Below are 9671 nucleotides of genomic sequence, written 5' to 3'. Positions count from 1 at the left end.
GTCTAAGACATACTTGCTCGTTTGGCGTGATCCCGGTGACGCACTTCGTGCGTAGCACCTCGATCGCATTGATCAGCAGCTCGAGAGAATGGAGAACATTGTACGCAATCACAGGCTCCATGACGTTCAATTGGAGCTGCCCGGCTTCCGCAGCAAGTGTGATAGTTAGATCGTAGCCGATGATTTGGAATGCGACCTGATTGACGACTTCCGGCACCACCGGATTGACCTTGCCAGGCATGATGGACGAGCCGGGCTGAAGCGGCGGCAGATTAATTTCGTTTAGCCCTCCGCGTGGTCCACTAGAAAGTAGCCTTAGGTCGTTGCAGATCTTCGACAGCTTAGTCGCAGTTCGCTTCAGCATACCGGAGAACAAAACGAAGGCTCCGGTATCCCAACAAGCTTCTATCAGGTTGCCAGCCGCAACGAGCGGGAGACCCGATATCTCGCAAAGCTCCGAAATGGCAAGTGCCTGATATTCTGGATTGCTATTGATGCCGGTACCGATCGCTGTGCCTCCAAGATTGATCTCCTGGAAGAATGAGGCGATCTCTCCGAGTCGAGAGACATCCTCGCGAAGGGTCGTCGCGAAGGCTTGGAATTCCTGCCCCAAAGTCATTGGGACGGCATCCTGCAATTGCGTTCGGCCGAGCTTTATCACTTCGCTGAAGCAAGTTGCCTTCTCCTCAAAGGCAATCGCGAGGCGCTCAAGTGCAGCCTGGAGCTGCCCGTGGGACAGCAATATCGCAAGCCGGATTGCGGTCGGATAGATGTCATTCGTGGACTGCGACAGGTTGACGTCATTGTTGGGGTGGACGACGTCGTATCGTCCCCGCGGAAGTCCCATGATTTCCAGGGCACGGTTTGCTATCACCTCGTTCATGTTCATGTTGGTCGACGTTCCCGCTCCTCCCTGGAAGACGTCGAGCGGAAATTCTCTCCACAGCACTCCCCGTGCTATTTCGCCGCAAACCTCGCAGATTACATCGGCCTTATTCTGCTCAAGATCTCCGAGGCTCGCATTTGCCCTGGCTGCGGCCATCTTCACGAATGCCAAGGCCTTTAGGAATATGGGAAAGTGGTTGATCGGAATGCCAGAGATCGGGAAATTTTCGATCGCGCGCGCGGTCTGCGGCCCATAGTAAGCTTTGAGGGGGATCGTCACCGGCCCAAGGGAATCGCTTTCAATGCGCTCTGTTGGCGATGCGCTAGTCATATCAAACTCTCATTTCTGTCATGGCTTTTCGGGGAAGACCGTGCGGGCCGCGACCTCAGTGGATGATCTGATTGAGGAAGGCCTTCGCGCGTTCCGTGTTCGGCGCGCGAAAGAAGGTGCTCGGATCGCCCTCTTCCACAATTGAACCGCGATCCATGAAGACCACACGATCCGCAACTTCGCGCGCAAAACCCATTTCGTGCGTGACGCAGACCATTGTCATCCCGTCCTGCGCGAGCTCAACCATGGTTTCGAGCACCTCTTTGACCATTTCCGGATCGAGGGCAGAAGTCGGCTCGTCGAAGAGCATGATCTTGGGCTGCATGCACAAGGCACGGGCTATAGCGACACGTTGCTGCTGGCCGCCCGACAATTGCGCGGGATATTTCTTGGCCTGATCGTGGATCCGGACTTTTCCCAGCAGCATCATCGCCCGGTCATTCGCCTCAGCCTGAGTAAGGCCCCTGACCTTCATCGGAGCGAGCATGCAATTTTCGATCACCGAGAGATGCGGAAACAGGTTGAAGCTCTGAAAGACCATGCCGACTTCACAGCGAACGTTGTTGATATCGCGAATTCGGTCCGTCAGCTCTATCCCATCGACCACTATACGGCCGGCGTCGGGCTTTTCGATATGATTGATGCAACGGATGAGAGTTGACTTCCCCGAACCCGATGGCCCGCAGAGTACGATCTTTTCTCCTTTGGCGACGTTGAGGTTGATGTCGCTCAGGGCATTGAAGCTGCCGAACCGCTTGACGAGGTGCTCGACGACAACCATCGACGCCTGGTCGCCCAGGCTAACTGTGCGCTCTTGTTGCATACTGATCTCCAGGTTGTAGTCCCTAGGAACAACGGGTCATCAGATAATCGATTGACTATCGGTGGGCGCCCGCAATTGCGGAGTTCTTGCGGAGCCAGGCGACAAATTGGGACGCGGCGGAGCTTATGATGAGATAAACAACGGCCACTGCGAGGTACATCTCGACGAGGCGGCCATTGAGCTGTGCCAGCTTCGAAGCCGCACCAAGAAGATCAGTGAGCGATAGTACGTAAACGAGGGACGTATCCTGAAACAGAATAATAGTCTGGCTCAGTATGATCGGGCTGGCGACCCGAAACACCTGCGGAAGGACGACATGACGATACGTATCGAATGTCGACAGGGCGAGAGCCTGGCAAGCCTCGAATTGTCCTTTGTTCACAGCACGCAACCCGACGCGGATGATTTCCGAATAGTAGGCGGCTTCGAACAAGCCAAACGTGATGAACGCCGTATAGGTGGCACCGACTGGAATCGGACGGCCACCGCCTGAGAGGTACCCCAGAACGATGGGTACCAGGAAGAAGAACCAAAACAGGACAAGAATGAGCGGAATCGATCGCATCAGGGCGACATAGCTACGCACGAGCTGGCTCAGAATGCGGAGCTCAAAGTGCTGCACGAGGGCGAAGAGCGTTCCAAGAAACATCCCGACCAGGAAGGCGGCCGCCGTCAAGGAAAGCGAGAACAACAATCCTGACCATAGATAGGGCCACGCCTGCACGACAATCGAAAAATCGAGGCTGTTCATTTCACGACCTCCATATTGCCAGGCAGGGGGCTCTCCAGCTTCATGTCGTCAAAATCTGATCCGACGGCTTCCCTGCCCGGTGCGGTACCGGGAATGCGCACGGCTTTGTCGATGAGCATCATCGTCTGGTAGGCGATCAGAGCCAAAGCAAGATAGATGAGAGTGGCGGCGCCGAATGCCGTGAAGGTTTGGAACGTAGCATCGCTGATTTGGCGCGCCTGAGCGGTCAGCTCCATCAAGCCGATGGTTAGAGCAACGGACGTATTTTTGTAGACGCCCATCACCTCACTTGTCAGACTTGGCACAATGAGCCGAAGTGCCTGCGGCAAGATGATATGACGATACATCAGATATCCGCTTAGGCCGAGTGCGGCAGCCGCTTCGTGTTGCCCGTTTGGCAAGGCTTCGATGCCAGCGCGAACCTGTTCTGCGATGCGCGCGGCGGTGTAGAGGCCGAGGCACCACAGGGCCGGAAAGAAAGATCCCCAAGGCGGCGGTATCTGCTTTATCCAGTCTCCCATGGTAGTTGGAAGAAGCTCGGGCAGGACGAAGTACCAGAGAAACATCTGTACGAGAACGGGGATGTTTCGAAAGACCTCCACGTACAATCGTGCTAAAGCCCGGAAGAAGGGGTTATGTACAGTTCGCCCTATGCCGACGGCGATTCCGATTGCGAACGCAATCCACCAGCCGAAGAAGGCAAGCGCCAACGTCCAACCAAGACCGGAAAGAAGCCAGTCGATGTAACGCTGGCCATCCATGGTCCTTTCAAGAAGAACTCCGAACATCGCGAGCCTCACGATTGCAGGTGCGCATAACGACCATGCTCCGCATGGCTGGTCGTCGTGCGCGTTGCGCCGGTGCCAGTCGACCGCGTCACTTGATTACGCGGCCTTCTCCTTCAGCACGCCAGTAAGCGGAAAGGCGTAATACTCACCCTTGGACGGGATAAGACCGCCGTCCGCTTCGCGTGCGTTTTCTCCAACTATGCCAAATCCTAAGCGGCCCTGAATGACTTTTTTAGCTGGCGTCCGCGGATGAGATGCACCAGACGATCCACATCGGCGGCGGTGTTGAACATGCCGAACGATACGCGAATGCCGTCGCGCTCGGGGGAAACACGCACGCCGTTCTCTTCGAAGTAGCTGAGCCATTCTGCCGCGGGAAGACCAACGACGTAGATATGAGGCGAGCGATGTTCCCGCTGACGCGGACCCACGAGACTAACGTCGAGTTCGTCCAGTTGAGCGATGAGATGATCACCCAGATCGAAGCAATGGTTCTGAATGTTCTCAACGCCGATCTGCTCGATCAAGTCAAGCGAAGCCCCGAGCGCGTGAACTGCGGGAAGATTGAAGTTTCCCAGCTCGAAGCGTCGCGCGCTGGGAGATGGCGTCAGGCAGTCGGGACGAGCGATAAGGTCGTGAGGAATCTCCGCCAAACTGGCAGCGGCAAGATAGGCAGGCTCCAGTTCCTTCAACGCCTTATTCCAATAAAGCAACCCGAGACCTTGGGGGACGAGCAATCCCTTGTGACTCCCGGAGCCGACGAAGGTTGCCTGGGTGGCCTTCGCATCGATTGGAACGATTCCGATTGCTTGCATGACGTCGACGACGAAGTAGAGCTTCTTGTCCGCGCAAAGCGCGCCGATGCTCTTGATATCGAAGCGATGCCCGGCGTGGAAGGTGACGTGCGACAGCGAGATCGCACGGGTCTTTTCGTCGATGCGCGGAAGGAACGTGTCGGCGTTTACGACGTCCGTCATCGGAAGGAAGTCGATCTCGACCCCTTTCTTCTTCAAGTTGAGAAAGGCATAGGTGTTGTTTGGATGATCCCCATGGATCATCAAAACGCTATCGCCGGCTCGCAGAGGCAACGCGTTCGCCGCGATGTTCATGCTTTCCGAGGTATTCTTCGTAAAGGCAATTTCGTCGGCCGACACCCCAAGGAAACGGGCTACTTTGGCACGCGTTTGCTCAACCCGATCGAGCCACACACCTTTCGGTCCGGCGGTCTCCAAGCCTTCACGAAGAAAGGTTTCGATGGCGGCCATTACGGGACGCGCGAGCGGCGCCTGAAAACCGGAGTCGAGGTAGACCATCCTTTCGGCTGCAGGAAACTCCTTGCGCACAGCTTCCACGTCGTAATGACGAGACATTCCCAATCTCCCTTTCAAAATAGCCGCCCGCACCGCCGATTCCCGGGCTTGGTCGTCATCCAAACCGGGCTCGTGCAATGCACAAAAACCGATCAACGACCGACAACGCCAACGTTATGAGCAAACCCGCGTAGGGTCCAAGCCGTTTTTTCATATTTCAGTAGCAATAATTCCGAAATCTGATAATTCTCTTAGATGGAGGTCACAATGGCGGAACAGAAAAACACTGCAGGACCCCTCGACCGGGCGCTCGCCATAGTTGGCCATGTCGCTAATCAGACAAAGGCCGTCTCGGTCGCAGAGATCGCGAACGCCCTTTCGTTACCCGTTCCAACCGCGCATCGGCTTGTCGGAAATCTGGAAGAACGCGGCCTCCTTCAGAAAGCGCTTGGATCGAAGCGCTACGTGGTAGGCAATCAGTTGGTTATGCTGTCCGCCAAGGTCATCGGCGCGGCTTTTCGCACGGCGCGGCGGCACGCGGTGCTGCGCGCGGTTGCCGGCGAGATCGGCGAACAGTGCGAGATCGGTGTCGTGCGCGACAATCTCGTCACTTACGTCGACAGCGTACGCGTGTCCCAACCACAGGGGCTTCAATTCAATCCCGGCGAGGCAGCTCCGCTTCACTGCACCTCGACCGGAAAGATCTACATGAGCCGATTACCCGAAAGAGCGCGTGAAAAGCTATGCCGCTCACTCGCTTTGACGCAATACACTGATAAGACCATCGTGGATTGCGAGACCCTCCTGAAGCTTCTCGAGGAGACGCGCCATCGAGGGTGGGCAAAGACCAATGAGGAATACGTGAAGGGCGTCGTCGGCTGTGCGGTTCCTATCGTTTCTCCGGACCGAGAGCTGATCGCCTGTCTCGGCGTGTCCGTGCCCGCGGCCCGAGTCAGCTTTGCAGAGCTTGAGCGCTTCATTCCTCCACTTCAAAGAGCCGCCGAGCTCCTGTCGCAAACCATCCTTCAGACGGATAGCGAGGACGAAACCCTTGAGGATACTTGAGGAGACGGATCCCTCGGCTCCGCTCCTTCTGGCCGGGAGAAAGAGAATGGATTTCTCCTTCGGCAAGTCGTGGCGGCAAGATCTTCGAGCGTCCACAAGCCTGATCCATCGCCGTTACGGACTGTGCCGCAGCGCCATCGTCAACTAGCATGCCTAGTGGTTGATCGAGATGGAGGGCATCTGGCAAGGTAGATGCCAGGCCAGAGCTCAAACGGGATAATAGTTGCAGTGCGCCGACCTTCATGCACGATCACGGCACCACTCCCCCTGAAACGACAGATCCGCTTGGCGCATCTTTGCCAATCCGACTCAGGCCCGATCCTTGGCACGCACCGCTCGCATGTTGCTGCTCGCTATCATGCACAGTCGTGCCGGACGGCACACTTAGCTGATATAATCCAGCATCCGCTTCTCGCGCGGACCGGTTCAAGGCGCGGGCCGCCATTTGACGCATACAAATTGACCATCGGTGACTGCACGAAGTGTCTTCGGACAATCTCGTCCTGCCCCCCTCTCTATGAGCGACCGCGACCTACAGATTCCTGCCTGGGTCAGAGAGCCCTGCCATAAGACCCATCAGGTGTTCACCTTCCAGATCCCTAAGGAGAGCGCGGATGAACCGCGATGCCGAACTAAGCGGCATGGCCCATGTTGCTTTCGCCAGCCTGATCTTCGTTACTATGTCTTCGGCTATCAAGGTTGTAACGCAGACGATTTCCCCCTTGCAGGTGACTGTTCTGCGTAGCGTCCTGTCGATCCCAATCATCTTCCTTATTCTCCCTAAACACGTCCGCTTCGACTCCCGCCTCCTTTTTTCGAAAGAACATTTTTTCAGATCTGTATTTGGCTATACGGGATTTCTGGCATTCGTCGCTTGTGCATCGAAGCTTCCCCTAACGGTAGCTGCCTCAATACTCTACACGTCACCCATCTGGTCCTTGCTCTTGTCGGCGCTGGTACTGAAGGAGCGGCAGAACATCGCGACGGCCTTTGGACTGATTCTCGGGCTCTTCGGCATGCTTGCCATAGTTCAACCGACCATCAGCAGCGCAGACACATGGATTGTCATTGGCTTGATTGGCGCAGCCCTCGACAGTCTCGCTGTCATGATGATACGGCGCATAGCCAGCGTCGATGCTCCCGAACAGATGGCCCTATACTTTATGCTTTGGAGCTCTGTGATCGGCCTGCCTTTTGCAATCCCTGTGTGGGTTTGGCCGGCACCCGCTGATTGGCCGTTACTGTTGCTTATTGCGGGGTTGGCCGCACTGTTACAGATCGCGCTGGGGCGCGGTTATGCTCTCGTCCGCCTCGCGCGCGCCGCTCCACTCGACTTCGTCCGTCTGCCAGCAAGTTTACTGGTCGATCTGGTCTGCTTTGGCATCACTCCAACTCCTATGATGTGGCTTGGTACCGGACTTATCCTGGTCGGGTCTTCGGCCTGTCTGGCAGAAAGAGTGATACGGAAATGACACTGACCTCTGATCAGGTTGAAAGTCGCTGTCGCGGAAGACACCGGCAAGATAGACACTTCAACGTGAATTGAGTCTATCTACGCCAACCACTTCTCATTGAACAAAGGCAGCCCCTTTGTGTTTTCCTTAACGAAAGCGCTCAAGTTAGCAATACCGTTATGCTTATTGGTCGAAGTAATCACATTTCCAATCAACTTCCCGAGCCGAACGAACTGCGCTTCATCAAAGCCTCTCGTCGTGAGAGCGGCGCTACCGATTCTCAGTCCACTTGCTTCTGATGGCGGACGGTTGTCGAAGGGAATCGGATTCCTATTGGCGATGACCTGGGCTGCCGATAACGCCGCTTCAAGTTGACGACCGCTCATATCCCAACTCATCAGACTGAGAAGCAATAAGTGCGACGAAGTACCTCCGGAAACGAGTGTAGCGCCCGTCTCAAGCAAGCCAGCCTCCAACGCCTTGGCGTTTCTCAACACCTTTCCGGCATACCTCTGAAAAGAGGACGTTTGCACCTCAGCTAACAATGCGGCTCTTGCCGCAATCAGGTCCATTTTAGGCGCCCCTTGCAGTCCGGGAAATATGGCACGGTCGATCGCCTTGCCTAAACGCTTTTTGCACAAAATAAGTCCGCCGCCCCGCGGGCCTCGGAGTGTCTTATGTGTCGAAGTTGTTACAATGTCGGCGTGAGGGAAGGGAGACGGAACGGCGCGGCCAGCAACGAGACCCGCGGTATGCGCTAGATCCACCCAAAGAAGCGCGTCAATCTCACGTGCGATCTCATGCATCTTCCCATAATCAAACAAGCGTGGATATGAAGAACCGCCACAGATGATTGCTACGGGTCGATTCTCGAGCGCGATCGAACGCACCGCATCATAGTTCAGTTGCTCGTCGCTCTTTGACACTCCATAGAAGCACCACCGAAAGTTTTGACCGCTCGCATGGAATGAAGCACCGTGACTCAAATGGCCGCCATCTTGAAGCCGCATCGCCATCAGCCTGTCTTGAGGCTGAAAAAGGCCGTTCATTACTGCGAAATTTGCGATGGTAGCGCTCATCGCTTGCACATTCGCGTGTTCGCATGCGAACGCGGATTTTGCTCTCTCGATTGCCAGCCGCTCTAGTTTGTCAGCATACTCGCAGCCTGACACACAACGGCTTCCCGGATACCCCTCCGCATTCTTGTCGGCAAATATGCTGCCTTCGAACTCCCTGACTCTGGGAGAGGAATAGTTTTCAGAAGCGACTAAGCTCAGCTGGCTTAATTGGCGTTGCTCCTCCAAGTACAGCAGCTCTCCCACTTCTTCGTCAAAGCTTTCGCATCGATTATCCATGACCGCCCCTGCCCACAGTGATGCTGCCGTCGTCGTCAGTTTTTCGCATGCGACAGTTGAGCGAGTTCACGCTCGATACCTTGAAGCTCTTCCAGATCTCTTCCGAAAATTACAAAGTCGTAGGGTCCGGCATCTTGATGGCCCTCCACCATCACAATTGCGCCCCGTCTATCGGCAGGCCTATAGTGAAGCTGCTTTCGCCGCAGCAGATCAATGAGGTCGGGAAATCGAAGCGCAATGGAGACGCAATTTCGGGAAAGAGCAACACGCGCTCCATTTTTGATAGCGCATTCCAATCCTAGCGCGCTTGATACGGCCCTGATTGAAGAGAAGCCTCCGTGGCGCCCGTTTACCTCACATGCAAAGAACCCAACCTCTTTGGCTCTAACGATGTCGACACTAAGTGGTCCGAAATACCCGATTTGTTGGGCGTAGTTGCCAAGACTTTTGCACCACGAGAGAACATCGTTGGGCAAATGATCGAGCAGAGCGCTACTCCAATATGCCCCGCCGTATCCTGGATTGAAGAGGATCGAAGCTACACCTACAAGCTCAACCCTGTCTCTCCTGACATCAAAATGGACGCCCATCGAAGACTCATTTTCACTATATACCTCGACAATCACGGGCTCTTTTACTGTCGGAGACAGCCCAAGTTCATGAACGGCCTCGCGCAAGGTAGCCGCATCAATTTTTGGTGTCGCCACGGCCCGCGTCGCGCCTTGCGACGATCCCGCCGCGCTTTTCGAAATGACGATATTGCCGTCACCACCTGCATGACGCGCCATCTTCAGAATGGCACTCTCAGACTCTGACAGGACTGCACATACGGCTTCGACCAATTGTTGCATGCTTGCACAATTGCTGCCATTAGCGATCGGCACGCCAAGATCTGTCTCTTATACACAT

The 9671-nt window shown here is 55.5% G+C and carries 9 protein-coding genes; 2 read left to right on the top strand and 7 right to left on the bottom strand.

Annotation, left to right across the window (positions count from 1 at the left end):
• The 5 genes from IF803_RS41705 to IF803_RS41685 all read right to left on the bottom strand — a co-directional run.
• Nucleotides 1-1216: aspartate ammonia-lyase (locus IF803_RS41705; protein WP_461196078.1), on the bottom strand; the 1216-nt coding region annotated here is incomplete at its 3' end.
• Between the two features lie 55 nt (nt 1217-1271).
• Complete coding sequence (locus IF803_RS41700) at nt 1272-2039, bottom strand: amino acid ABC transporter ATP-binding protein (protein ID WP_018269989.1); 768 nt, start codon at nt 2037-2039, stop codon at nt 1272-1274.
• A 55-nt stretch (nt 2040-2094) separates the two neighbouring features.
• Nucleotides 2095-2790 (bottom strand): amino acid ABC transporter permease, encoded by a 696-nt coding sequence (locus tag IF803_RS41695; RefSeq protein WP_018269988.1) that lies wholly within the window; start codon nt 2788-2790, stop codon nt 2095-2097.
• Nucleotides 2787-3578, bottom strand: a complete 792-nt coding sequence (locus tag IF803_RS41690; RefSeq protein WP_018269987.1) for an amino acid ABC transporter permease — start codon at nt 3576-3578, stop codon at nt 2787-2789. Before IF803_RS41690 ends, IF803_RS41695 begins: the two co-directional genes overlap by 4 nt.
• Nucleotides 3579-3787: 209 nt before the next feature.
• Complete coding sequence (locus IF803_RS41685; RefSeq protein WP_080583579.1) at nt 3788-4948, bottom strand: aminotransferase class V-fold PLP-dependent enzyme; 1161 nt, start codon at nt 4946-4948, stop codon at nt 3788-3790.
• Between the two features lie 207 nt (nt 4949-5155).
• Between IF803_RS41685 and IF803_RS41680 the strand changes: the two genes are divergently transcribed.
• Nucleotides 5156-5953 carry an IclR family transcriptional regulator gene (locus IF803_RS41680; RefSeq protein WP_026192335.1) on the top strand — a complete coding sequence of 266 codons (798 nt, stop codon included), beginning with the start codon at nt 5156-5158 and terminating at the stop codon, nt 5951-5953.
• A 614-nt stretch (nt 5954-6567) separates the two neighbouring features.
• Nucleotides 6568-7425 (top strand): DMT family transporter, encoded by an 858-nt coding sequence (locus IF803_RS41675; RefSeq protein WP_018269984.1) that lies wholly within the window; start codon nt 6568-6570, stop codon nt 7423-7425.
• 80 nt (nt 7426-7505) lie between these two features.
• Here the strand turns inward: IF803_RS41675 and IF803_RS41670 are convergent, their stop codons facing one another.
• Entirely contained in the window at nt 7506-8762 is a 1257-nt protein-coding gene (locus IF803_RS41670; RefSeq protein WP_018269983.1) for a serine hydroxymethyltransferase, read from the bottom strand.
• Between the two features lie 35 nt (nt 8763-8797).
• Complete coding sequence (locus tag IF803_RS41665; protein WP_461196077.1) at nt 8798-9613, bottom strand: peptide ligase PGM1-related protein; 816 nt, start codon at nt 9611-9613, stop codon at nt 8798-8800.
• Nucleotides 9614-9671 lie beyond the last annotated feature (58 nt).

The organism is Bradyrhizobium sp. UFLA06-06 (assembly GCF_054820065.1).
The sequence above is the reverse complement of the archived record's forward strand: the minus strand, read 5'-3'. Positions and strand labels throughout refer to the sequence as shown.

What these genes read in the sequence shown, in the direction of transcription:
- IF803_RS41700 (WP_018269989.1), bottom strand. Translation starts at nt 2,039, where the DNA reads ATGCAACAAGAGCGCACAGTTAGCCTGGGCGACCAGGCGTCGATGGTT.
- IF803_RS41690 (WP_018269987.1), bottom strand. Translation starts at nt 3,578, where the DNA reads ATGTTCGGAGTTCTTCTTGAAAGGACCATGGATGGCCAGCGTTACATC.
- IF803_RS41695 (WP_018269988.1), bottom strand. Translation starts at nt 2,790, where the DNA reads ATGAACAGCCTCGATTTTTCGATTGTCGTGCAGGCGTGGCCCTATCTA.
- IF803_RS41675 (WP_018269984.1), top strand. Translation starts at nt 6,568, where the DNA reads ATGAACCGCGATGCCGAACTAAGCGGCATGGCCCATGTTGCTTTCGCC.
- IF803_RS41680 (WP_026192335.1), top strand. Translation starts at nt 5,156, where the DNA reads ATGGCGGAACAGAAAAACACTGCAGGACCCCTCGACCGGGCGCTCGCC.
- IF803_RS41670 (WP_018269983.1), bottom strand. Translation starts at nt 8,762, where the DNA reads ATGGATAATCGATGCGAAAGCTTTGACGAAGAAGTGGGAGAGCTGCTG.
- IF803_RS41665 (WP_461196077.1), bottom strand. Translation starts at nt 9,613, where the DNA reads ATGCAACAATTGGTCGAAGCCGTATGTGCAGTCCTGTCAGAGTCTGAG.
- IF803_RS41685 (WP_080583579.1), bottom strand. Translation starts at nt 4,948, where the DNA reads ATGTCTCGTCATTACGACGTGGAAGCTGTGCGCAAGGAGTTTCCTGCA.